The 23,716-nt window shown below is 64.1% G+C and carries 25 protein-coding genes and 1 pseudogene; 3 read left to right on the forward strand and 23 right to left on the reverse strand.

Annotated features, from left to right (window positions below):
* Window position 1: 1 nt before the first annotated feature.
* From LB528_RS16965 to LB528_RS16990, 6 genes are all read right to left on the reverse strand, one after another.
* Entirely contained in the window at window positions 2-850 is an 849-nt protein-coding gene (locus LB528_RS16965; RefSeq protein WP_127234467.1) for a carbohydrate ABC transporter permease, read from the reverse strand.
* Window positions 850-1,773, reverse strand: a complete 924-nt coding sequence (locus LB528_RS16970; protein ID WP_224715620.1) for a carbohydrate ABC transporter permease — start codon at window positions 1,771-1,773, stop codon at window positions 850-852. Before LB528_RS16970 ends, LB528_RS16965 begins: the two co-directional genes overlap by 1 nt.
* 186 nt (window positions 1,774-1,959) lie before the next feature.
* Window positions 1,960-3,237, reverse strand: a complete 1,278-nt coding sequence (locus LB528_RS16975) for an ABC transporter substrate-binding protein (protein ID WP_224715621.1) — start codon at window positions 3,235-3,237, stop codon at window positions 1,960-1,962.
* A gap of 24 nt (window positions 3,238-3,261) precedes the next feature.
* Window positions 3,262-4,482 carry a PLP-dependent transferase gene (locus tag LB528_RS16980; RefSeq protein WP_224715622.1) on the reverse strand — a complete coding sequence of 407 codons (1,221 nt, stop codon included), beginning with the start codon at window positions 4,480-4,482 and terminating at the stop codon, window positions 3,262-3,264.
* Window positions 4,479-5,210 carry a FadR/GntR family transcriptional regulator gene (locus LB528_RS16985; protein ID WP_224715623.1) on the reverse strand — a complete coding sequence of 244 codons (732 nt, stop codon included), beginning with the start codon at window positions 5,208-5,210 and terminating at the stop codon, window positions 4,479-4,481. Before LB528_RS16985 ends, LB528_RS16980 begins: the two co-directional genes overlap by 4 nt.
* Before the next feature lie 198 nt (window positions 5,211-5,408).
* Complete coding sequence (locus tag LB528_RS16990; protein ID WP_224715624.1) at window positions 5,409-6,116, reverse strand: DJ-1/PfpI family protein; 708 nt, start codon at window positions 6,114-6,116, stop codon at window positions 5,409-5,411.
* Window positions 6,117-6,202: 86 nt separating this feature from the next.
* Between LB528_RS16990 and LB528_RS16995 the strand changes: the two are divergent.
* Window positions 6,203-7,151, forward strand: a pseudogene (locus LB528_RS16995) (GlxA family transcriptional regulator).
* Between the two features lie 176 nt (window positions 7,152-7,327).
* On the opposite strand, the gene LB528_RS17000 reads toward LB528_RS16995, so the two are convergent.
* The 11 genes from LB528_RS17000 to LB528_RS17050 all read right to left on the reverse strand — a co-directional run bounded on the left by LB528_RS17000 (window position 7,328) and on the right by LB528_RS17050 (window position 17,408).
* Complete coding sequence (locus tag LB528_RS17000; protein WP_224715625.1) at window positions 7,328-7,981, reverse strand: DUF2161 domain-containing phosphodiesterase; 654 nt, start codon at window positions 7,979-7,981, stop codon at window positions 7,328-7,330.
* 68 nt (window positions 7,982-8,049) lie between these two features.
* Window positions 8,050-9,327 (reverse strand): L-fuconate dehydratase, encoded by a 1,278-nt coding sequence (locus LB528_RS17005; protein ID WP_224715626.1) that lies wholly within the window; start codon window positions 9,325-9,327, stop codon window positions 8,050-8,052.
* Between the two features lie 51 nt (window positions 9,328-9,378).
* Entirely contained in the window at window positions 9,379-10,110 is a 732-nt protein-coding gene (locus LB528_RS17010; RefSeq protein ID WP_224715627.1) for an SDR family oxidoreductase, read from the reverse strand.
* A 17-nt stretch (window positions 10,111-10,127) separates the two neighbouring features.
* Window positions 10,128-10,574: a MaoC/PaaZ C-terminal domain-containing protein gene (locus LB528_RS17015; RefSeq protein ID WP_224511642.1), complete on the reverse strand. Its 447-nt coding sequence runs from the start codon at window positions 10,572-10,574 to the stop codon at window positions 10,128-10,130.
* Between the two features lie 8 nt (window positions 10,575-10,582).
* Window positions 10,583-11,656, reverse strand: coding sequence for a Gfo/Idh/MocA family protein (locus LB528_RS17020; protein ID WP_224511643.1), 1,074 nt, complete (start codon window positions 11,654-11,656; stop codon window positions 10,583-10,585).
* Window positions 11,649-11,978, reverse strand: a complete 330-nt coding sequence (locus LB528_RS17025) for an L-rhamnose mutarotase (RefSeq protein WP_224715628.1) — start codon at window positions 11,976-11,978, stop codon at window positions 11,649-11,651. The genes LB528_RS17020 and LB528_RS17025 overlap by 8 nt, the downstream gene beginning before the upstream one ends.
* A gap of 11 nt (window positions 11,979-11,989) precedes the next feature.
* Entirely contained in the window at window positions 11,990-13,102 is a 1,113-nt protein-coding gene (locus LB528_RS17030) for a mandelate racemase/muconate lactonizing enzyme family protein (RefSeq protein ID WP_224715629.1), read from the reverse strand.
* Window position 13,103: 1 nt separating this feature from the next.
* A complete protein-coding gene (locus LB528_RS17035) occupies window positions 13,104-14,201 on the reverse strand; it encodes an ABC transporter ATP-binding protein (RefSeq protein ID WP_224715630.1) in 1,098 nt (365 codons plus the stop codon).
* A gap of 5 nt (window positions 14,202-14,206) precedes the next feature.
* On the reverse strand, window positions 14,207-15,073 hold the full coding sequence (locus tag LB528_RS17040) for a carbohydrate ABC transporter permease (RefSeq protein WP_224715631.1): 867 nt from the start codon (window positions 15,071-15,073) through the stop codon (window positions 14,207-14,209).
* 2 nt (window positions 15,074-15,075) lie between these two features.
* Window positions 15,076-15,972 (reverse strand): carbohydrate ABC transporter permease, encoded by an 897-nt coding sequence (locus tag LB528_RS17045; RefSeq protein WP_224715632.1) that lies wholly within the window; start codon window positions 15,970-15,972, stop codon window positions 15,076-15,078.
* A gap of 119 nt (window positions 15,973-16,091) precedes the next feature.
* Window positions 16,092-17,408 (reverse strand): ABC transporter substrate-binding protein, encoded by a 1,317-nt coding sequence (locus LB528_RS17050; protein WP_224715633.1) that lies wholly within the window; start codon window positions 17,406-17,408, stop codon window positions 16,092-16,094.
* A 148-nt stretch (window positions 17,409-17,556) separates the two neighbouring features.
* Between LB528_RS17050 and LB528_RS17055 the strand changes: the two genes are divergently transcribed.
* Both LB528_RS17055 and LB528_RS17060 read left to right on the forward strand, forming a co-directional pair.
* Entirely contained in the window at window positions 17,557-18,345 is a 789-nt protein-coding gene (locus LB528_RS17055) for an IclR family transcriptional regulator (protein ID WP_224715634.1), read from the forward strand.
* A 164-nt stretch (window positions 18,346-18,509) separates the two neighbouring features.
* The gene (locus LB528_RS17060) at window positions 18,510-19,349 is read left to right on the forward strand and encodes an amidohydrolase family protein (RefSeq protein WP_224715635.1); all 840 of its coding nucleotides are present in this window, start codon (window positions 18,510-18,512) and stop codon (window positions 19,347-19,349) included.
* A gap of 23 nt (window positions 19,350-19,372) precedes the next feature.
* On the opposite strand, the gene LB528_RS17065 is transcribed toward LB528_RS17060, so the two are convergent.
* From LB528_RS17065 to LB528_RS17090, 6 genes are all read right to left on the reverse strand, one after another.
* On the reverse strand, window positions 19,373-19,807 hold the full coding sequence (locus tag LB528_RS17065) for a type II toxin-antitoxin system VapC family toxin (protein ID WP_224715636.1): 435 nt from the start codon (window positions 19,805-19,807) through the stop codon (window positions 19,373-19,375).
* Window positions 19,807-20,049, reverse strand: a complete 243-nt coding sequence (locus LB528_RS17070) for a type II toxin-antitoxin system Phd/YefM family antitoxin (protein WP_224715637.1) — start codon at window positions 20,047-20,049, stop codon at window positions 19,807-19,809. The genes LB528_RS17065 and LB528_RS17070 overlap by 1 nt, the downstream gene beginning before the upstream one ends.
* 157 nt (window positions 20,050-20,206) lie before the next feature.
* Window positions 20,207-21,172 (reverse strand): ABC transporter permease, encoded by a 966-nt coding sequence (locus LB528_RS17075; protein ID WP_224715638.1) that lies wholly within the window; start codon window positions 21,170-21,172, stop codon window positions 20,207-20,209.
* 4 nt (window positions 21,173-21,176) lie between these two features.
* Window positions 21,177-22,118: an ABC transporter permease gene (locus LB528_RS17080; RefSeq protein ID WP_224511668.1), complete on the reverse strand. Its 942-nt coding sequence runs from the start codon at window positions 22,116-22,118 to the stop codon at window positions 21,177-21,179.
* Window positions 22,115-22,852 (reverse strand): ATP-binding cassette domain-containing protein, encoded by a 738-nt coding sequence (locus LB528_RS17085; protein WP_224511670.1) that lies wholly within the window; start codon window positions 22,850-22,852, stop codon window positions 22,115-22,117. Before LB528_RS17085 ends, LB528_RS17080 begins: the two co-directional genes overlap by 4 nt.
* On the reverse strand, window positions 22,845-23,582 hold the full coding sequence (locus LB528_RS17090) for an ATP-binding cassette domain-containing protein (RefSeq protein ID WP_224511672.1): 738 nt from the start codon (window positions 23,580-23,582) through the stop codon (window positions 22,845-22,847). The genes LB528_RS17085 and LB528_RS17090 overlap by 8 nt, the downstream gene beginning before the upstream one ends.
* Window positions 23,583-23,716 lie beyond the last annotated feature (134 nt).

Here is a 23,716-nt window from a genome sequence, read left to right on the forward strand (position 1 = left end):
TTTATCCTTTGACCGCGCCGGCGGTGAGACCGGTGACGAGATAGCGTTGCAGGAAGGCGAAGAAGACGCAGACCGGGATGAGCGCCAGGATGGAGGCCGCCATCATCTGCCCCCAGTCGACGGCGAACTTGCCGATGAAGGTGAGCAGGCCGACGGCGAAGGTCTTCTGCTCGTCGCTGGAGATCAGCATCAGCGCGAACAGCAATTCGCTCCAGGCGGCGGTGAAGACGAAGCCCAGCGTGGCGCCCATTCCCGGCAAGGTCAGCGGCACGATCACCCGGCGCATCGCCTGAGCGCGGGTGCAACCGTCGATCATCGCCGCCTCCTCAAGATCCTTCGGGATGCCGTCGAAGAAGGATTGCATCAGGAAGGTGGCGAAGGCGGTGTTGAAGGCGGTGTAGATGATGATCAGGCCGATCAAGCTGTTGGTGAGGCCGAGGTCGCCCATGATGCGGTAGATCGGCGGGATGACCATGACGAGCGGGAAGGTCTGGGTGAGCAGCAACAGGATCGCCAGCGTCGCCTTGCCGCGGAAAGTGAAGCGCGACATGGCATAGCCGGCAAGCGTGGCGATGACCGTGACAAAGGCGGCCGTCGACACCGAGACGATGACGCTGTTCAGGAAATAACGCGGAAAGTCGGAGGCCTCCAGCACCGTGGCGAAGTTCTTCAGCGTCGTCTGCGACGGCCAGAAGGTGATGCCTTCGGAATAGAGCAGGCGCTCGGGCGTCACCGAGATCTTCAGCGTCCAGAAGATCGGGAAAAGCGCGAAGATCACGTAAGCCGCGATAGCCGCATAGAGGCCGATGCCGCCGAAAATGCGCGAGGAGGTGGAGCGACCGGCGATCATCAGACGTGCCTCACCAGCGTGCGGCGGATGGCGATCAGGCCGATGGCGTAGGCGATGAGCAGCACCAGAAGCAGCACCGCGACAGCCGAGGCATAGCCTTTGTCCAGCGACTTGAAGGCGCTGACATAGATGTAGACCGGCACCGTGCTGGTCGAGCCCGCCGGTCCGCCCTCGGTCATGACGAAGATCAGGTCGGCGAAGGTGGCGATCCAGATGGTGCGCAGCATGACGGTAATGACGATGGTCGGCGCCAGGAAGGGCAGCGTCACCTTGGTGAAGCGCTGCCATGGCGAAGCGCCGTCGATGGCAGCCGCCTCATGCAGTTCGGAGGGGATCGACTTCAGCGCCGCAAGCAGCGTGATGGCGAAAAAGGGAATGCCGAACCAGATGTTGGCGACGATCGGCCCCCACATGGCAGTGGCCGGATCGGACAGAATATTCGTCGGCTCCGCTTTCAGGCCAAGCGCGAACAGCCAATGCGGCAGCGGCCCGATGATCGGGTTGAACAGCCAGGCCCAGGTGAGGCCCGAAAGAAAGGACGGCACCGCCCAAGGCAGGAACACGACAGCCTGCACGACCTTGCGGCCGTAGAAGGGCTTGTCGAGGAGCAGCGCCAGGCCCAGGCCAAGGAAGAACTGAAAGAACAGGCTGGCGACCGTCCACCACAGCGTGTTGATCAGCGCCTGGCCGAGCACCTGGTCGGAGAGCATCGCCTGATACTGGGCGAGACCGACATATTGCGACTTGAAGGCCGAGAATTTGCGGAAGGAATAGCTGATGCCGATGATCAGCGGCACCAAAAGCACCAGGACCAGCAGGACGATAGAAGGCGAAAGATAGAGCCACGGCTCGACCGCGGCCTTGCTCAGCCGTTGCTTTCGCGGCCGGGCGGCGGATCGGATCTCGGACACTGCGTAGGTCATGCGTGTTGGCTCTACGGTGGTGAGTGGGTGCCGCCATGGCGGCAGCTTCCTTCTCCCCGTTCAACGGGGAGAAGATGCCGGCAGGCAGATGAGAGGCCGCGCGAACTTATGAAATGCTGGCGCCGCCCCCTCATCCGTCACTTCGTGACACCTTCTCCCCGTGAACGGAGAGAAGGAAGAAGGGCGTCACTTCTTGTTTTTCGCCAGCCAGTCCTGCTGTTCCTTGGTCAGGAACTTGGCCCATTCGTCGGCCACGTCCTTGGCCTGCTTCTGGCCGAGCAGCACTTCCTGAAAATTCTTGATCGCCACCTGGTCGACGAAGTTGCCGAGGTTTTCCAGATGCGTCGGCGGTGTCACCATTTCATATTTGGAGCTGTCGTTGAGCTCGGTAAACCAGCCCTTGAACTGCTCGGTCTTGAAATGCGCGTCCTGGTCGGCGCCGTTGTGGATCGGCACGACGCCGACTTCCTTGGCCCATTCCAGATTGTCCTTGGGCGACAGAAGTGTGGCCATCAGCTTCCAGGCCTCGTCCTTGTGCTGGGAATTGGCGAACATCGCCCAGCCGGCATAGCCCAGCGTCGGATAGGATTTACCGCTCGGACCCACGGGAAGCGGCGCCACCGCGAAGTCGTCGGCGCTCATCTTGTCTGCGATGCCGAGCAGCGCGTCGGGATCCTGGTTCAGCATGGCGCAGGTGCCGGAATAGAAGCCGGTGACGGTCTCATTGAAGCCCCAGCTCACGGAATCTTTCGGCGCCAGACCGTTCTTGTACATGTCGGCCAGCATCTGCAGCCCCTTGACCGAGCCTTCGTCATTGATGGTCGAGACACCATCGTCGGTGAAATAGCCGCCCTTGCCGTCGGCGATGTTCATGAACATGTGCATGCCGTTGAAGGCGCCGGGGCCGCCGCGCAGGCAGTAGCCGTATTTGCCGGGAATGGCGGAGATCTTCTTGGAAAAGGAGACGAACTCGTCGAGGTTTTCCGGCGGCCGGTCGAGGCCGGCTTCCTTGAAGAGCTTCTTGTTCCAGAACAGCGCGTTCACATAGTAGCCATAAGGGATCATGAACTGCGTGTTGTTGACGGTCGAGCCGAACTGCTTGGCGCGGTCGCCGAGCGTCTTGGCGTCGGGCCATTTGGCCATGTAAGGGCCGAGATCCTCAAGCTGGCCGTTGTTCGCGTAAAGGCCCATCCAGCGCTCGGGCATTTCGACGACGTCGGGCGTGTCGCCCGCCTGCACCATGGTGAGGAACTTCTCGAAGGCCTGGCCCCAGGGCAGCGAGACCACCTCCACCTTGATGCCCGGATTCGCCGTCTCGAATTCGGCGATCTGCTTCTTCAGGAATTCGGTGCGCGGCGGGCTGGTGATGACCTCGACCAGCTTGATGGTGGTATCGGCCAGCGCGCCGCTGGCGGAAATCGCCAGGCCGGCCACGGCGGCAAACATGATGGTCAGTTTTTTCATCTTCGGGACTCCCATTTTGGACGACTATTTTTTTGATTTGTCGAAGGCTTTACTTTTGTCGAAGGCTTGGGCGATGTCGGCCCAGAGGTCCTCGACATTTTCCAATCCGACGTTGAAGCGGATGGTTCGAGGGCTGACGCCGAAGCGCGCCATCGAATTGATGCCCGGTGTCTGCTCGAGCGAGGCTTTTGCCGGCACGACCAGGCTTTCATGGCCGCCCCAGCTGACGCCGATGCGGAAATATTTCAGCGCGTCGACGAAAGCCGGGATGTCGACATCCTCGGTGACCTCGAAGGAGAACAGTCCGGCATAGCCGGCTAAAGTCTTCTTGCCGGGGTGGTTGGAATAGGCGGGGTGGTTGACCCGCTCGACCTTGCCATGCGCCTTCAGCCGCTCGGCAATGATGAGCCCGCTTTTCATGTGGTGCGGCAGGCGCAGCGGCAGCGTGCGCAGGCCGCGCAGCAACAGCCAGCCTTCGAAGGGCGACAGCTTGCCGCCAAGCTGCGAATAGGTCTGCTCGTTGATGTGCTTGATGTGGGCGGACGAACCCGCCACCACGCCGGCGACGGTGTCGCTGTGGCCGCTCAAATATTTCGAGGCCGAATGCAGCACCAGGTCGACGCCGTGCGAGATCGGCTTCTGGAAGACGGGCGTCGCCCAGGAATTGTCGATGGTGGTGACGATGCCCTGCTCCTTCGCCAGCCGGGTCAGATGCGCCAGGTCCTGCAGCTCGAACATCATCGAGGTCGGGCTTTCGAGGTAGAGCAGCTTGGCGCCGGGAAGCGCGGCGGCGACCGCATCCGGGTCCGAGCCGTCGACATAATCGACCTTAATATGGAGGCGTGGGAAGAGCCGCTCGAACAGGCGGTAGGCGTCGCCATAGCAGTTGCGCACGGCAACCATGCGCTCGCCGGCGCCGACAAAGGCGAGCACGGTAGCACTGATCGCCGCCATGCCGCTCGAAAAGCCGCGCGCGGCCTCAGCGCCTTCCAAGGCGGCGACACGCGCCTCGAACTCCATCACCGTCGGATTGTCGCCGCGCGAATAGATCGGCTGCTTCCTTCTGCCGGCAAACGTGTCGGCCATGTCGGCGTAATTGGCGAAGGTGAACAGCGAGGTCTGGTAGATCGGCGGCACCACGGCGCCGCCTGGAAACGGATCGTCATGCGCCAGCAACGTCGCCGCCTCGCCGAGATAATCGCCGGCCAGCGGGGCCGGGTCGAAGGTGTTGGGCTGCTCGTTCATCTGCGGTCCGAAAGTTTGAGGTTAGCGGCACCGCGCTTCAGATCGTCCTCGACGGTGGCGATTAGCTTCAGCGCCTCGGCGCGCGCGCCGTCCGGATCATGCGCGGCGATGCGGTCGAAGATGGTGCGGTGATAGGGAAAGCTGGCGTGGCCGAAGTCGCGCACGCCGAGCGGATGCTCCCAGAAGCGGTGGAAGAGCTCATGCATGGCGCTGATGATCTGCTCGAACAGCGGATTGCCCGAGGCGCGGTAGACCGCCTGGTGGAACTCCCAGTCCTCCTCCGAGGACATGCCGGCGCGGGTGCGGAAGGCATCTTCCATGATGTCGAGCTTGCGCTCGATCTCGGCGATCTCGGCCTTGCCGCCGCGGATGGCGCAAAGGGCGGCCGCCTCGGCCTCAAGGGCCCGGCGGATCTCCAGTGTGCGCATCAGGCCGGCGAAATCATTGCCGCCGGACAGCGTCAGCGGCATGTGCAGCATATCAGGCGAGACGGCGGCCTTGAGATAGGTGCCTGAGCCCTGCCGCCGCTCGACGAGGCCGAGACCCTCCCAGCGGGTCAGGGCCTCGCGCACCGTGTTGCGGCTGACCCTGAGGCGTCCGGCGAGAATGCGCTCTGTCGGAAGCTTCTCGCCGGGGCCTAGGGCCTCCTGCCGCACGAAGCCCGCCAAGGCCTTCAGCACCGCGTCATCGCGGGCCGTGGTCTGGATAGGGGGCAGGAAATCGGTCACGCCAGGAGAAGCCAAATTGGTTCAATGGTCCAACCAATTCTGCACAGGCCGCGGGACGTGTCAACGGTCGAAACGAGGCTTGGCCGAACGGCGCGGATTTCCGCCATTCGGCCCTCTTTGTTGAGCGATTCCGGACAGAAGGCGACGGCGAAGTCGCCGAGCTTAACCGCTCACGCTTCTCCCGGAATTGCTAGGGTTTCAGGCGTGGATGCGCGCCGGCGTGGCCGCCGCGCGCTCCTCGCGCCAGCGCGCGAACATCTCCTCACGCACCCGCCGCGAACCCGAGAGCCGCGCTTTCGCCTCCGCCAGGACGGCCGGCGAGGCCTCAGCCGGTGTGCCGGAGCGGAAGGGAGGCGCCGGCGCGTATTCGAGCGAGAGCTGCACGACCTCCGCTTCGGCCTGCCCCAGCAACCTTGCAACCAGCGCCAGGCCGAAATCGATGCCCGAGGTGACGCCGCCGGCGGTGATCAAATTGCTGTCCTCGACGATGCGCGCATCGACAGGGATCGCGCCGAACTCCTCAAGGAAATCATGTGCATACCAATGCGTGGTGGCGCGCTTGCCCTTGAGCAGCCCGGCCGCGCCGAGCACCAGCGCGCCGCTGCACACCGAGGTGATGTAGCGCGCCTGCGTCGCGCGCTTCCGGACGAAATCGAGAACCGTCTTGTCCTCCAGGAGCGCGTTGACGCCGCCACCGCCTGGAATGCACAGCACGTCGAGAGGCGGGCAATCGTCGAAGGTCGCCGTCGGCATGAGGGACAGCCGCGTCGACGATGTCACCGGATTGCGATCCTTCCAGATCAATTCCACTTCGGCGCCCTTGACCGTTGCCATGACCTCGTAAGGCCCGGTGAGGTCGAGCTGCTGGACGTTGGGAAATACGAGGATGCCGAAACGAAGGGACATGGGAATCTCCACTGGTTGACTCCGGGCAATCTAAGGCACCATGCTTTGGCACGATCGCCATTCACCCCTCATTTCAGGCCAAACCCATGCACCGCATCGAAATCCTCGCCTATCCAGACGTCCAGCTCCTCGATGTCAGCGGACCGCTCCAGGTTTTCGCCAGCGCCAACGACTTCAGGACACAGGCCGGCGACGCGCCCGCCTATGAGGTCGTCGTCGTCGCCGCTTCGCTGCGGATCAGGACATCGTCCGGTCTGGTGCTGGAGGCAGCGGCACTGCCGGCGCACGGGAGCGAGATCGACACGGTGATCGTGCCCGGCGGCTGGGGCGTCAACGCTGCCTGCGAGGATGCCGAGCTGGTCCAATGGATCATCGGCCGCTCGCGCGACGCGACGCGGACAGCCTCCGTCTGCAGCGGCGCCATGCTGCTGGCCGAGGCCGGCCTGCTCGACGGGCGCCGCGCGGTTACCCACTGGGGCCGCTGCGCGGAGTTCGCCAAGCGCTTTTCCGGCCGTCCGGCTGGAACCCGACCCGATCTTCATTCGCGACGGCAGTGTCTGGACCTCGGCCGGTGTGACGGCGGGCATCGACCTTGCGCTGTCCTTCGTCGAGGCCGACCTTGGCCGACGCTTGGCATTGGCCGTGGCGCGCGAGCTGGTCGTCTTCCTGAAACGTCCCGGCGGCCAGGCGCAGTTCAGCCAGACCCTCAAGCTGCAGGAAGGCGACGGGCGCTTCGACCGGCTGCATGGCTGGATCCTGGACAATCTGAGCGCCGACCTTTCCCTGGAGCAGTTGGCCGAGCGCGCCGCCATGAGCCGGCGCAGTTTCTCGCGCCGCTATCAAGAGGCAACCGGGCGGACACCCGCCCGTGCCGTCGAGGAGATCCGCATTGAAGCGGCGCGGCGGATGCTGGAGCGGGGGCAGACGGTCAGCCAGACGGCCCGGCGCTGCGGCTTCGGCTCCGAGGAAACGATGCGGCGCGGCTTTCTACGCGTCCTCGGCACCAACCCGCGCGACTACCGCGAGCGTTTCTGATCGCGATAGCCGCGCGAGTGGAATAGTTTCGCGATCTCCGTCACGGCGGATCTTTCGGAGCGCGCCAGGGAAGGACACCGCTGGCGCAACCCGGTCTGGCGCACAAGGACGGTTCCTTCGGCGAGTGGTAAGCCGGGCCAAGTGGCAAGCCGGCGAAGATTCGCCGGCGCGAGGGCCTATAGCGCCGCCGGCCCAATCGCGGCAAGGCCGGCTTCTGTCAGCGCGTAGATGCCGCGCTCGGCGCGGGCGAACCAGCCATAGTAATTATGCTGCAGGATGCTGGCAGCGCGCGGCGAAAGGGTTTTGAGATCGCGCGGCCGTTTCGGACCGTCGGCCATAGCGGCGGCGCAGGCCAGCGCCTCCTGGCGATAAGCGGTCATGATCGGCTTCTTGCGCGTGCTGCCGCCGATGGATGGATCGCCCTTGCGGCGATGGTGCTCCTCGACCAACCGCGAGCGTCGGCGCGGGTCGCGGCGCGGCGGCAAGGCGGCGGGACTGAGCAGCAACTCCACCTCGCCCTTCTTGCCGACGCCCAACAGGCCGAAGCCGAGACGGCGGCAGAGCGCGCGGAAGCGGCGGTCGTGCTCGCGGCCCTTGCCGCGCGCCGACATCAAAGCAGCCAGCCAGACCTCGTCGCAGGCCGCCGCGCGGTCGACGGCTTGCAGGACGAGCTCGAGGTTGAACTGCAGCTTGAGCTCACAGATGACGACGACATCCGGCTCGCCCGCGCGCACGCCGACCACGTCGCAGCCGCCGATCTCGCCCTTGACGGCGAAATCCATGCTCTCGAGGAACCGCTTCACCGGCTCGTAGAGGGAAGTCTCCTGCATGCGATATGCCATAGCCGATTCGCAGCGGTCCGGTCGCGCGGGCGTAGCACAGTTTGCAGCGCCAGCCTTCAGGGGCGATGCAGGTAATCCTCGATCGACTGGGGTTTCATCTCGATCGAGAAGCCGGGGGCACCTGGGGGCATATAGGCGGCGTTGCGGATCACGCAGGGTTCCAGGAAATGCTCGTGCAGGTGGTCGACATATTCGATGACCCGCCCGTCCTTGCTGCCTGATACCGCGACATAGTCGATCATCGACAGATGCTGGACATATTCGCATAACCCCACGCCGCCGGCATGCGGCCATACCGGCAGGCCGAATTTGGCGGCGATCAGCAGCACCGCCAGAACCTCGTTCAGCCCGCCCATGCGGCAGGAATCGATCTGCACGACGTCGATCGCGCCGCCTGCGATGAACTGCTTGAACATGATGCGGTTCTGGCACATCTCGCCGGTCGCGACCTTGATCGGCGCCACAGCCTTGCGGATCTTGGCGTGGCCGGCGACGTCGTCGGGACTGGTCGGCTCCTCGATGAAGAAGGGCTTGGCGAAGGCGAGGTCCTTGAGCCAGTCGATCGCCTGGTCGACCTCCCAGACCTGGTTGGCGTCGATCATCAGGTGACGGTCCTGACCGATTACCTCGCGAGCGATCCTGAGACGGCGGATATCGTCGGCGCGGTCGCGGCCGACCTTCAGCTTGATGTGGTTGAACCCGTCGTCGACCGCTTCCTGGCAGAGGCGCCTGAGCTTGTCGTCCGGATAACCGAGCCAGCCGGCCGAGGTGGTGTAGCAGGCATAGCCTTCGCGCTCGAGCGTGGCGATGCGCTCGGCCTTGCCGGCCTCGGCCTTCTTCAAAATCTCCAGCGCCTCGGCCGGCATGATGGCGTCGGTGAGATAGCGAAAGTCGACGATGCGCACGATCTCTTCCGGGCTCATCTCGGCGACCAGGCGCCAGACCGGCTTGCCGGCTTCCTTGGCCCAGAGATCCCAGACCGCGTTGACCACCGCGCCAACGGCAAGATGCATGGCGCCCTTGTCCGGCCCGATCCAGCGCAATTGGCTGTCGCCGGTGACGTGATGCCAAAAGCGGCCGGGGTCCTCTTTCACCCAGTCGAGATCAAGCCCGACGACGAGATGGCGCAGCGCTTCGATCGCCGCGCAGCATATCTCGTTGCCACGGCCGATGGTGAAGGTGAGGCCATGGCCTTTCAGCGACGGAACATCGGTGTCGAGAATGACATAGGCGGCCGAATAGTCCGGGTCCGGATTCATCGCGTCCGAGCCGTCGAGGCTTTGCGATGTCGGGAAGCGCAGGTCGAGGGTTCTGAGGTCTGTGATTTTTGTCATTGCTGCCTCTTAACTGGCCTGTCTCGTAACTCAACTGGCGGCCGAACGGCCTCAGATCGACCAGCCGCCGTCGATGTTATAGGCCTGCCCCGTCGTATAGGTGGCGCCGGCCAGATAGACTGCAAGATCGGCGATCTCTTCCGGCGTGCCGATCCTGCCCATCGGCTGGCGGGAGATGAAGGCCGCGCGCGCCGCCTCATAGTCGCCCTGCGCCTGCATGCGGCCCTGAAGCGAGGGGCTCTCGACGGTGCCCGGGCAGATGGCGTTGCAACGTATGCCCTTGGCGACGTAGTCGGCGGCAATCGATTTTGTCATCCCGATCACGGCCGCCTTGGTCACGCCATAGGCAAAGCGGTTCGGCACGCCCTTCGGCGCGCCGGCGACGGAGGCCATGTTGATGATCGAACCATCGCCGCGCTCCAGCATGCCGGGCAGCACGGCGCGGATGGTGCGGATCATGGCGCGCACATTGAGATTGAAGGCGAAGTCGAGATCCTCGTCCTTCATCTCCAGGATCGAGCCGGCATGGACGAAGCCGGCGCAGTTGAACAGCACGTCGACTTGGCCGATTTCGGCGAAGGCGGCTTTCACCGCGTCGTCGTTCAGCACATCGAGTTTTCGCGTCGTAATACCGGGCGTCTTGCTAAGTTCGGCCAGGGCCGCTTCGTTGATGTCTGTGGCATGGACAATGGCGCCCGCCTTGGCGAAAGCCAGCGCGCTTGCCCGTCCGATGCCCTGTGCGGCCGCCGTGACGACCACGACCTTGCCAGTGATATCCGCCATGTTCCTGTCTCCGTCTTTCAGCCGGGCCGTCGCTCGACGATATAGATGTGATCCGCCGCCAGCACGACCTCGTCGCGCTGGTTCAAAACCTCGACGCGTTCGATGACGCGTCCCGCGTTTGGCCGTTTCGGGTCGTCTTCCTTGGCGGCGATGGTGGTGCGCGTGCGGATCGTGTCGCCGATGAAGACCGGCTTGATGAAGCGCAGCCGGTCGTAGCCGTAGGAGAAGGCGACGGGATTGACGATGCTCGCCGTCAGCCCGACGCCGACCGAGAAGACCAGCGTGCCATGCGCGATGCGCTGGCTGAAGGGCGTCGTCTTCATGAACTCGGCATCCATGTGATGCGGGAAGAAATCGCCGGTGTGGCCCGCATGGACGACGAAGTCCGTCTCCGTAATGGTGCGGCCGCTGGTGAGGCGCGACGAGCCGATCTCGTACTCCTCGAAATAGGTGGTCTGTTCCATGTCCGGCCTTACGGCTTTGCGGCCAGCGGCGTCGCCGGCGCGGCACTCGATTTGTAGGCGGCCTCGACCAGCGCCATGGTGTGCCAGGCATCCTCGACGGAGCTGACCAGTTCGGCGTCTTCGCCGGATGCGAAGCGCTGGACGTTGGCCATTCGGCCGACAAAGGCATCAGGGAACCATTCGCCGGCGAGCGGCACGGCGACCCAATCTGACCCGCCTTTCGGATAGATTTCCAGAATATCAGGCTCGCCGCGCGGATAATCGAGGTTGAGGCCGAGCTTGACATAGGCCGCGCCCTCGGTGCCGCAGATGCGGAACTCGCAGGCCTGGTAGCGGCGCCCGAATTTGTGGTCGTGGTTGATCGAGAGCGCGCAGCGCACCGTGTCGCCATAGTCCAGTATGGCGCTGGTGCGCGTCTGCGCCACCTTGTGGTTGGGGTGGCCGAGCGTCTTGGCGTGCACGCCCAGCGGATTGCCGAGAAGCTGGCGGATCAGGTCGAGATAATGGATCGAATGCATGGCGATCTCGACGCGCGGCGCCTTGAGCAGGAATTCCCAGAGCTGCCAGGGCGTGTCTAGCGCCAGAAGCGCGTCGAAATCCACCACCTCGCCCAGCCAGCCCTTGGCGATCGCGTCCTTCAGCGCCAGCATCATCGGCGCGAAACGGAGTTGGAAATTGACCGCCGCTTTGAGCTGCTTGGCGCGGCAGATTTCGAGGATTTCCGTCGCTTCGCCGAGATAATTGCCCATCGGCTTCTGGATCAGCGCCACCGCGCCATCCGGCAAAGCCTTCAGCACCTCGGCATGCCGGCCCGGCGGGGTGGCGAGATCGAAGATCACGTCCTTTACCGCAGCCGCTTCCTCGACCGAACGGAACGCCGTCACGCCCCATGCCTCGGCGAGTTTTTGCGCCTTGGCCTGGTCCGGATCGTAGAGGCCGGAAATCGGGAAGCCGGCCTTACGATAGGCGGGGAAATGCGCATCGCCGACGATCGAGCCGGCGCCGAACGTCACAATCGGGCGCGGTTCTAAAGGCTTCGGCCAGGACTGCGCCAGCGATGCCGGATCAAAGGAATCAGTCATAATGGAAGACCTCGTCCATCGAGGCCCACCACTCGCCTTCCTTTCGCGTCTCCAGCGGCTCCTGGCAAGGCATGCACACGGCCCACCATTCCTGCGTCTTCGGGTCGGCGGCCATCTTGGCCATGTCGGCGGCATAGTCGGTGCCGTGATATTCGAAATAGGAGAAAAGCAGGTTCTCCGGCCGCTTCAGATAGATCGAATAGTTCTTGATGTTGCAGGCCGAGATCATGGTCAGCACGTCCGGCCATACATCGGCATGGAGGCGGACATATTCCTCGACCTTTTCGGGCTTCAGGCCCAGCACCATTCCCATACGCTGCATCATCCGTCTCCCTATTTCGCGATCGCCCTGGTGAACTCGGCGATGCTCTTTGCCTTCACGGCATCCCAGTCCCAGTCGATGCCGATGCCGGGCTCGCTGGGCGCCAGCGCATGGCCATTCTCGATGCGCATCTTGGCGCCCGTCAACTCGTCGAGCTGCGGAATATATTCGACATATTTGCCGTTCTGGACGGCGCAGACCAGGCTGACATGCAACTCCATCAGGAAATGCGGGCAGACCGGCATGTCGAAAGCTTCCGCGGCGTGGGCGACTTTCAGCCAGGGGGTGATGCCGCCGATGCGGCCGACATCGACCTGGACGATGTTGCAGGCGCCCTTCTGCATGTATTCGCGAAAGTGTCTGATCGAATAGAGCGACTCGCCGACCGCGATCGGCGTGGTGGTCGAGTTCGACAGCCGCACATGGCCGTCGATGTCGTCGGCCGGCAGCGGCTCCTCGATCCAGGCGAGGTCGAGATCGCGCAACCGCTCGGCGCGGCGGATCGCCTCGTCGACGGAAAAGCCCTGATTGCAGTCGGTCATGATCTCGTAGCCGTCGCCGACCGCCTTGCGCACCGCCGACAGCCGCGCGACGTCCTCCGAACCGTGCGGCTTGCCTATCTTCACCTTGGAGCCGGTGAAGCCCTTGGCCTTCGCTTCCAGTGCATCGTCGACCAGTGCCTGCGTTTCGATATGCAGCCAGCCGCCCTCTGTCGTATAGAGCGGGCAGCGGTCCTTGGCGCCGCCGGCAAGCTTCCAGAGCGGCAGGTTCTGCTTCCTGGCGCGCAGGTCCCAAAGGGCGGTATCGATGGCGGCGAGCGCGATCGCGGTGATGGCGCCGATGGTGGTGGCGTGGGTGGCGAATTCGAGCTCGTGCCAGATCGCCTCGATCTGGTCGGCGTCGCGGCCGATCAGGCGCGGCGCGAGATGGTCGGTCAGAAGCCGCATCACCGATGAGCCGCCGGTGCCGATCGTATAGCTGTAGCCGGTGCCGGTTGCGCCTTCGGAATCGGTGATGGTGACGATCGGCGTCTCCTGGCTGACGAAGCTTTGGATGGCGTCGGTGCGCTTCACCTTCGGCACGAGGTCGACCATGCGCAGCTCGATTTTCTCGATTTTCGCCATGTCAGCTCCTCAGCGATTTGCCGGTTTCGGCGGAGAACAGATGTGCGCGGCTCAGGTCGAAGCTCATGCCGATCCTGTCGCCGGCTTTCAGCGGCTTCGGATTGAGCATGCGCGAGACCCAATCGGTGCCGTTGAACTCGGCGAAGACCAGCGTTTCATTGCCGAGCGGCTCGGTGATGCTGACCGGCAGCTCGACGCGGTGGACTTCGGTTTCGCCGCCGGAGCTCAGGCCGTGGCCGGTCGGATAGAAATCATCCGGGCGGATGCCGAACACGACCCTGTCGCCGGCAGCCGCCTTCGACTTGAACTGGCCAGGCAAAGGCAAGCTGTCGCCGCCGCTGAACATCAGTCGCCCGTCGCTCACCGTCGCTTCGTGCAGGTTCATCGGCGGCGAGCCGATGAAGCCGGCGACGAAGCGGGTGGCGGGCCGGCTGAACACCTCGTCCGGCGTGCCGACCTGCTCGATATGGCCTGAGCGCATGATGACGATGCGATCCGCAAGCGTCATCGCCTCGACCTGGTCGTGGGTGACGTAGATGACCGTCGACTTCACCTTGGCGTGCAGTTTCTTGATCTCGGTGCGCATCTGCGTGCGCAGCTTGGCGTCGAGGTTGGAGAGCGGCTCGTCGAAGAGGAAGACATCCGGGTCGCGCACGATGGCGCGGCCCATGGCGACGCGCTGGCGCTGGCCGCCGGAAAGCTGCGAGGGACGGCGCTCAAGCAGTTCGTCGAGGCCGAGGATGGCGGAAGCCTCGGCGACGCGCCGCTCCATGTCGTCCTTGGCAGCGCCCGCGATCTTCAAGGAGAAGCTGAGATTCTCGCGCACCGTCATATGCGGGTAGAGCGCGTAGGACTGGAACACCATCGAGATGTTGCGCGAGCGCGGCGGCAGGTCGTTGACCATGCGCCCGCCGATGTCGATCATGCCGCCGCTGATGTCCTCGAGGCCTGCGATCATGCGCAACGTCGTCGATTTGCCACAGCCAGACGGGCCGACCAGCGCGATAAATTCGCGGTCGGCGATCTCGAGATCGATGCCGTGCACGATCTCCATGTTGCCGTAGCGCTTGGTGAGCTGTTTCAGCGAAACCGTTGCCATGGCATTCAACCTTTCACCGCGCCGGAGGTCAGGCCGCCGACGAGATGCTTCTGGACGATATAGGTGAGGGTCAACGCCGGAATGATCATCACCACGGCCAGCGCGCACATGCCGCGCCAGTCGATGGTGAACTCGGCCGTATAATCGAGCAGCCCGACCGGCAGCGTCTTGGAATTAACGGAACGTGTAAGCTGCGAGGCCAAAGCGAACTCGTTCCAGCAGGTGAGGAAGGCGAAGATCGCGGCCGAGGCGATACCCGGGCGCGCCAGCGGGAATTCGACCTGCCAGAAGGCTTGCCAACGCGTGCAGCCGTCGATCTGGGCTGCTTCGGCAAGGTCCTTCGGCACCTGGCGGAAGAAGCCGTCGATCAGCCAGATCGTGAACGGCACGTTGAGCGCGACATAAGCGAGGATCATGCCGATATGGGTGTCGATGATGCCCAGCCGCACATAGAGGAAAAACAAGGGCAGCGAGAGCGCGATGCCGGGCACGGTGCGCGTCAGCATCAGGCCGAGGAACATGCCCGACTTGCCGCGGAAGCGGTAGCGCGCGAAGGCGTAGCCGCCGGCCATGCCGATGGCCACAGCGATCACCGTCGAGGTGACGGAGATGATCAGCGAGTTGCGGAAATAGTCGAGCACCGGGATGCCGCCTTTGCCGATGCCGCTGAACATGGCGATATAGGCATCGAAGGAGAGCTGCTGCGGGATCCAGACCGGCGGCTTGGCCATGATCTCGACCGTGGGCCTGAGCGACGACAGCACGATCCAGATGCCCGGGAGGCAGATGACCAGCATGGCGAGGAACAGGCCGACACGATGCGCGACGGTGAGCGCGCGGCGCGTGAGGCGGGCGGAGGCGTTCTCGTCCATCCTCACCACTCCGCGCCGATCTGCGCGCGCGCCGCGGCGAGCTTGTTGTAGAAATAGACGGTGAAGGCGATGGACAGCAGGATCGAGAAATAGGCCATGGCGTTGGCGAGGCCCATGCGCGCGTCGCTATAGGCGGTGCGCCCGACCAGCGTCCACAAAAGCTCGGTGCGGCCGGCCGGGCCGCCGTCGGTCATGATCTTGACGATGTCATAGGCGCGCGCGACGTCGAGCGAGCGGATCGTCATGGCGATATAGGCGAAGGGCATCACGAAGGGCCAGATGACATAGCGGAAGGTCTGCCAGGGCGTGCAGCCGTCGACGCGCGCCGCCTCGATCGGCTCCTTGGGCATGGCGAGCAGTCCGGCCAGGATCAGGATGGCGAAGATCGAGGTCGACGACCAGATCTCGGCGATCGCGATGGCGATGAAGGCGAGATGGCCTTCAATCAGCCACGGGATCGCATCCTGTGTGATGCCCAACGACTGCAGCGCGTTGTTCACCAGGCCGATATTGTCGTTGAACATGAATTTGAACTGAAAGCCGACCAGGATCGGCGAGAACATCATCGGGAACATCATCAGCGTGCGCAGGACACGCTGGCCGCGCGTCGCCTTCTCGACCAGCATCGCCAGGCCGAGGCCGAGCAGCATTTCGAGGTTGAGCGCGATGGTGAGCAACAGAACGGTGCGGCCGAAGGCCCACCAGAAATCCGCATTGGACAGGATCGACAGATAGTTCCTGAAGCCGACGAAGACGAAGAAGGTTTCGGGACGCGTCAGCCGGAACGGGGTGAAGCTGGAATAGAGCGACAGGATCAAAGCCACCACCACCACCGCCGCCAGCACGACGATGGCCGGGAGCAGCAGCAGAAACGGCGCGGATGGCTTGAAGCCCTTCATCGGGACCCTGTGAAAGAAACGACTGAGCCAGCCCCGGCCGAAGCCTGGGTGAGATTTGAGCAGCCGCAAAGGCTGCGGCCTCCCCGGGTTGCCGGGGAGGCCATTTGCGAGCGCGATGCCTAGAGCTTGCCTGCGTCCTGAAGGATTTGCGTCGCCTTGGCGGCCGCCTCGTCCAGGGCCTGCTTGGACGTCTTGTCGCCAAGGATCGCCGCCTGCAGTTCGGGGTAGACGGCGTTGGAGATCTCGATCCACTCAGGCGTCTGCGGCACGGCGAAGGCGTGCTTGGCTTCCTCCTGGAAGGCGGCCAGAACCTCCTTCTTGTACGGATCGTTCTCAGCCTGCTTCAGGTCCCAGTCCCAAACCGCGGTGCGGGTCGGCAGCGGGCCGGCGGCGGCTTCCAGCTTCTGGCTGTCCTCATTGGTCAGCCACCATACGAGCGAAGCGGCGGCTTCCTTGTTGGCGCAGTTCTCGGTCACCGAGAACCCGTGGAAACCCGACCAGCCGGTGCGCTTGCCGGAAGAGCCCTTGGGCGCCACCTTCACGCCGACATTGCCCGCGACCTTCGAGGACTTCGGATCGTTGAAGAACCCGGCCCAGCCCGGCCAGTCGAGGTTGATCGCCACGGTGCCCGAGGCGAAGCCCTGGCCGAGATCGTCCCACAGATAGTTGGTGGTGCCGGCCGGCACAGCCTTGGCCTTGTAGAGGTTAACGAACCAGTCGAGCGCGCGGATACCGGCCTCGGAGTTGAAGACGGGCTTGCCGTCCTTGTCGAGATACTCGCCGCCCTCGGCGACCACCATCTCGTAGAAGCGGCCGTTGATCGCCTCTTCCTTGCCGGCGAACTGCGTGCCGTAGAAATTGGGCGGGTTGGCGAAGAATTCGGCCTGGTCGGTGACTTCCTTCCAGGTGTCGGGCGGCGCAAGATCGTAGCCGTATTTGGCCTTGAACTTGGCCTTGTTGTCGGCGTTCTCGTAGAGGCTCTTCTGGTAGTAGAGCGCCGAGACGTCGAACTGCGCGCGCGGCAGCATCTCCAGCTTGCCGTCGATGGTCGCGGCCTTGATCGTCGACGGCACGAAAGCGTCGATCTCTTCCTTCGGCAAGAGCTTGCTAAGGTCGGTGTAAAGGCCTGTATATTGCGGCGCGAAGGACGAATGGTTCCAGCCGACGCACCAGTTGGTGCTGCCCGAGGCGATGTCGGACTTCAGTTCCTTGTCGATGTCGAAGCCGTTCTTCTTGGTCAGGATGTTGACCTTGGCGCCAGTCGCCTTCTCCCATTCGGGGATGCGCTCGTAGAGCTTTTCATATTGCTGGCCGCCGATCAGCTTCACGTCGATCGTCACGCCGGGAAATTTGCCGGGCAGATCGGCCGAAAACGCTGTGCCGCTCAGCAGCAGGCCAGCCAGGCCGGCGGAAATGCCTAGAACCAGTCTCGTCATGTTCTCCTCCCATGGGCTTGCAGCGACAGCCCGCCGAGTGCTTCATTCATATGCAAATAGCATTTTCATTCCCGGGGTCAAGGCGATTGTGCTTTCCGCCGAGTGAAGTTCATGCATATATGCAGATCGAAATTCACTGGAGGGGCAGGTGGCAGAGGAAGAAGACGGGGACCGCTACCGCGCGCCGGCGCTGGACAAGGGGTTGGACATCCTCGAGCTGCTGTCGAGCGTGGACGGCGGACTGACGCAGGCGGAGATCGCCAAGCGGCTTGATCGCAGCCCAAACGAGTTCTACCGCATGCTCGACCGCCTGGTACGGCGCGGCTATGTCACCAAGATCGACGGCGACCGCTATTCGCTAACGCTCAAGCTTTTCGGCCTCGCGCAATTGCACGCGCCGGTGCGGCGGCTGGTGTCCTATGCGACACCGATCATGCGGGAACTGGCAGAGACGTCATGGCAGGCCAACCAGCTGGTGGTATTCGACCGCGGCGCCGCGGTGGTCATTGCCCAGCAGGAAGCGCCGCGCTACTGGGGCATCTCGATCCGCGTCGGCTCGCATATCAGCCTGTTCGACACCGGCTCCGGCCATGTGCTGCTTGCCTTCCGCTCGCCCGAAGAGCGCAAAATGATGATCGCCGAGCATCTGCAGAGCACCGAACAGTTCAACCTGAGGCCGGAGTTCTTCGCCCGCCTCGACCAGGTGCGCGACCGCGGCTACGAGATGATGGCCTCGCTGCAGACCGCCGGGGTTTATAACTTGTCGACGCCGGTGTTGGGCCCGGACGGCAGGGCCATCGCGGCGCTGACCATCCCCTATATCACCCTCGTCAACGCCCCCACGGCGCCGGACATCACGCTGACGATTCGGCATCTGCAGGGTGCTGCCGCCAGGCTCTCGCAGCTTGCCGGGTCCGATGTGCCGCAATCGTCGTAATTTCTTATTTGAATAATGGATTTTTCGGCGGGATAGTGTCTTAGAGCGGGATGAACTCAAAGGCAGCCGGTCATCCCGCTCTAATGCTTTGTTTTTGGAGGATGATCTTATTCGAAAAGTCTGCAACTTTTCGGGATCATTCTCCAGGCCAGGGAGGATAGGCCATGATCATCGACACACATCTGCATCTGATCGACCAGAGCGCGCTTCGCTATCCGTGGCTGGCCGGCGTGCCGGCGCTGAACCGCGACTTCTCCTATGAGGAATACGCCGCCGATGCGCGACGCTCAGGCATCGAGGGCGTCCTGCATATGGAGGTCGATGTCGATCCGGCCGACATCGTTGCCGAGACCGCTTATGTGAAGTCGGTCGCCGGCCGGGCCGGGAGCCTGCTTCGCGGAGCGATCGCCGCCTGCAGGCCGGAAGAGGCCGGTTTCGAGGCCTATCTGGAGAGGGTCAAGGCCGACCCGTTCGTCAAGGGATTCCGCCGCGTGCTGCATGTCGTGCCCGACGACCTGTCGGAAGGGACGCTGTTTCGCCAGAACATCAAGCGGCTGGCCGGCACCGGCCTGACCTTCGACCTGGTGGTGCTGCCGCATCAAATCCCGAAGGCGATGGCGCTCGCCGACCTCGCGCCCGACGTGCATTTCATCCTCGATCATTGCGGCGTGCCCGAAATCAAGGGCAATGCCGAGCATCCGTGGCGCGAGCATATGGAAGCCATCGCCAAGCGTCCGAATGTGGTTGGCAAAATCTCCGGCGTCGTCGCCTATGCCGATCCGGCAACCTGGACGGTCGAGACGCTCAAACCCTATGTCGAGCACACGATCAGCAGCTTCGGCTGGGACCGGGTGATCTGGGGCAGCGACTGGCCGGTCTGCACGCTGGGCGGCGGGCTGACGACATGGATTGCCGCCACGCACGCGCTGCTTGCCGGCGCAAGCGACTCGGAGCGGACACGGCTGCTCTCCGGCAATGCGCGACGGCTCTGGCGGCTTGGATAGGCTATGAGAAACTCGCCTGCAAACTAATCGCTGTCAGCGAGCATTTGCGCCGGCACACCGAGTTCCGGCCCGGCGTCGGCGAGCCGCTGATCAAGCGTATATACCGTGGCTCCATGCTCCGATGCGATGGCGAGATGCAGCGCGTCCCCTGCTCGAAGCCCAAGGTCGTGCCGATCGGCAAACTTCGCTGCCGCACGGAACTGCCCACCCGTCACGCCAAGGACTGTAAAACTCTCGGCGACCAGCCTATTGAACATGGCAAGCACCGCGGCGCGCTGTTCCAGGCTGATTTGCCCCGTGCGGAGCTTGATTGCCATGGCGGACGACATCTCGGTGACTGTCCAGTCACTGATGAGAAGCTGCACCGGGTCCTGTTCCGTAAGCCAAGCCTGAACACGCGGCGTCATCGCTTCGTTGGTCAGCGCCGCGACGACGAGCGACGTGTCGAGATAAAGCATCAGTAGCGATCGCCATCCCGCATCGACCGCACGAGGCCGGCGGCGCTCTGGGACTGGGCCGGCATCGCTGCCGTCAGCGATCGAAGCAGCGCGACATCGATCGGTTTGCGCGGCCGGGCTACGGCAGTGAGCCGCGCGACCGGTTTGCCACGGCGGATGATATCGATCGAATCACCCGCCTCGACCCGATCGACCAGTTCGCTGAGGCGGGCCTTGGCATCCGCCAGATTGATCGGATTCATGCAACGCTCCTGACCATGTAGATGGTCATATAGCGCATCGGGCTTGGCAATTCCAGATCGATGCTTCGCTGCGATCAGCTGAGAGTAGGCTGACAAGGCGTCGTCTTTGGGGGTCGCTTGAGCGCGACATTATACGAGGGCGACCAGGATCAAATAGCTAGATCGTCGTGCGGACGTGGCGCTCGCGCCCGTAGAGCGAGACCAAGAGCAGGATGACAAGGCCGAGCGCCGCCTGGACCGTCGACGGCCGGAAGCCGAGGCCGATCAGCAGCGTGTTGATTTCGGTCAGCACCAGGACGCCGGCGATGGTGCCGAGATAGCTGCCGCGGCCGCCAACCAATGCCGCGCCGCCGACCACGACCGCGGCGATCGTCTGGAACAGATAAGGCTGGCCGACATCGCCATAGGCCGAACCTGTGAAGCCGAGCAGCAGCACGCCGGCAACCGCCGCGAAGAAAGCGCTCGCCGCGTAGGTGATGATCCACATGCGGAGCGGATCGATGAGCGCCAGCGGCGCTGCTTCCGGGTTGCTGCCGACTGCATACAGCCGGCGCCCATAGGGCGTGCGGGCAAGCACCAGCACGATCAGCACCGTCAGCACCACCAGGCAAGGCACCAGCAAGGGCGCGGGCAAGGGACCGACCGAACCGCCTATCGAGACGAAGCGGGACACCGCTTCGGGCGCCGACCCTGACGGAAAACCGCCGGTCCACAACAGCACGGCGCCCTGGACGATCATGCCGATGCCGAGCGTGACGATCAGCGGATGGATGTTGAGCCCGCGCGAGATCAGCCCGTTCAGTGCGCCGATCGCGATGGCAAGTATTCCGACGAGAACGCAGACCAGCGCGAAGTTCCAGCCTTGGCCGTAAAGCTGCGCCGCCACGACATTGGCGAAGCCAATGACGAAGGGGATGGAAAGATCGATGCCGCCGAGGATGACGACCAGCGTCTGGCCGATCGAAGCCACCGCCAGCAGCGAGGCGATGACCAGCAGCGCGCGGATGGCGAAGGGCGCCGAGTAGCCGGGAATGAGCAGCGTGCCGACGATCTGCAGCAGCAGCGCCATCATGAAGGCGCCGGCGATGCGGGCGTTGGTGGACTGGAACCAGTTGCCTGTCATCCGGTCACCCTTTCCGCCTCGACAGCCGTTCCTGCACCGCCGTCAGCACCACGGCGATAACGAGGATCAGGCCATAGGCGATCTGCAGCACATAGGTTGAAACGTTGAAGGTGGTGAGCAGGCTCTGGAGCAGGAAGATGTCGATAGCGCCGATCGCGGCACCACCTAGCCCGCCGCGGCCGCCGGCGAGGCTGACACCGCCGAGCGCCACGGCGGCAATCGCAATCAGCGTATAGGTCGGGCCGATATTGGGGTCTGCAGAGCCGATCAGCGAGGTGAGCATCAGCCCGGCGGCGGCGGCGAAGATCCCGGTCAGGACATAGGCGATGAGCCGCACCCTGGTCACCGGCACGCCAGCCGTGTAGGCGGCGCGGTCGTCGCTGCCGACAGCCATCAGCAGGTCATGATAGGGCGTGCGGTGGATGAAGAGCCAGCTCAGGCCGATCAGCGCCAGCGGCACAATCGAGAGCGGCCCTGCCATGGCCTTCAGCCAGTCCGGCGCCGGACCGATCGGTGCCGGCAGGATGGTAAGCGTGACGCCGGTGAGGAACAGATAGGTGCCGAGCGTCGCCACGATCGGCTGAATGCGGACGATTGTGGCAAGCGTGCCGTTCGCGGCGCCGACCAACGCCCCAACCAGCAGCGCGGCCGGAACGATGATCCACGGCGACGAAATGCCGAGGTTGAGGAACAGAAGCTGGATGACCAGGGCGTTGACGAAGCCCATCAGCGGACCGACCGAGATGTCGATGCCGCCGCGCCCCGCTAGGATGACCGGCGCCGAGGCGACGGCCGCGCCGATCAGCGGTGCGGCCAGCCCCAACAGCGCGCCCCAGGACGAAGGCTGAAAGCGTGCCGGATTGAGCGCGACGTTGAGCACGAGCAGGACGACGAGCATCACCACGGCAAAGCCAACGCCGCGTAGCTTGCGAAGGACCGGGCTCATGCGGCGCGTCCGAACATGGCGGCGATCACCCTGTCGGTGGTCATCTCCGCGCCTGAGAATTCGGCCGACACGCGCTGCTCGCGGAACACCAGCACACGGTGGCAGAGAAGCAGTATCTCCTCGATCTCGCTGGACAGGATCACCAGGGCCATGCCCTCGGCGGCAAGGCCGCGGAAAACGTCGTAGAGCACATGCCGGGTCGCCACGTCGACGCCGCGCGTCGGATCGTTGAGCAGAAGGAAGTTCGGCTCCAGCGCAAGGGCCCGCGCGAGCAGCACCTTCTGCTGATTGCCGCCGGACAGCGTGGTTATGGCCGCGTCGGGACGCGGCGCGACAATGCTGAGTTTCTGCCTATAAGCCTCGTACCGCCTGCGCCGTGCCGCGAAGGAGAGAAGGCCGAAGCGTCGGTCTTTCGACACGGTGGAGATGGCGAAGTTGTCGAGCACCGACTGGGTCGGGAAAATGCCGGTCGAACGGCGGTCGCGCGGCAAATAGGCGATACCGCTGGCGACGGCCTTGCGGAAGCTGGTGATCGATCCTGCCTTGCCGTCGACGGCGATCTCGCCCGCGACCGGCCGTTCGAGCCCGGCCAGCGCGCGCAGGAAACGTTCCTGGCCATGGCCGTCGAGCCCGGCAAGACCGACGATCTCGCCCGGCGCGATCGTCTGGCTGATCGGATCGACGCCGGGAGCGATGACGAGGTCGCGTACACGAAGAGCCTTTGCCTCAGCCATGCGCCAGCTCCGCCGCCGTCTGCGGCGCCATCGCCGCGAGGAGCTCGGCGGGGGTCGATACGCCGCGCTCCTCGGTCTTCACCACGCGGCCGGCGCGCAGGATGGATATGCGGTCGGACAAAGCCATCACCTCATCCATGCGGTGTGTGATGAACAGGATCAGCGTGCCTGCCCCGGCCATAGCGCGCATCAGCGCGAAGACCGACTCGCGATCCGCGAAGTCGAGCGCCGCGGTCACCTCGTCGAGGATCAAGACACGCGGGTTGCGGATGACGGCGCGGGCGAGCACGACCAGCTGTCTTGCGGCAAGCGGCAGCTCGCCGCATGGCCGGTCGAGATCGATCGGCGTCACCGCGAAGCGGCCGAGCGCGGCATGTGCCCTCGCGCGCCGCTCGCCCCGCGGCACGCCTCGTCGCCACAGGCCGTCCAGGCCAAGCAGGATGTTGTCGGTCACCGAGCGATCGGGCGCAACCAGCACCTCCTGGAAGACGGTGGCGAAGCCGGCGGCCTGGAAGGCGGCGGGCTGCGTGCCGGAAAACGCCTTGCCGTCGAGCAGGATCGCGCCGCCGTCCGGCTGGACGATGCCGGACAAAAGCTTCACCAGCGTGCTCTTGCCCGAGCCGTTCTCGCCCAGGATCGTATGGATCGTGCCGGCACGGAAGGCGATTGACGCCTCGGCCAGCGCGACGGTTTCGCCATAGCGTTTGGAGACGCCTTGGACTTCGAGCATGTGTCTTTCCGAAAGAGGAGAAGCCGGCCCTTAAGGTGTGTTGAGATTCAGGTCAGGCCGCGCCGAAATGGTGGCTTCCGAGAACCGGAGCGGAGCGTACTTTTCGTACGTGAGCGCCGGAAGCGCGAGGAAGC

This window comes from Mesorhizobium sp. CA4, assembly GCF_020165075.1.
Classification (GTDB): domain Bacteria; phylum Pseudomonadota; class Alphaproteobacteria; order Rhizobiales; family Rhizobiaceae; genus Mesorhizobium.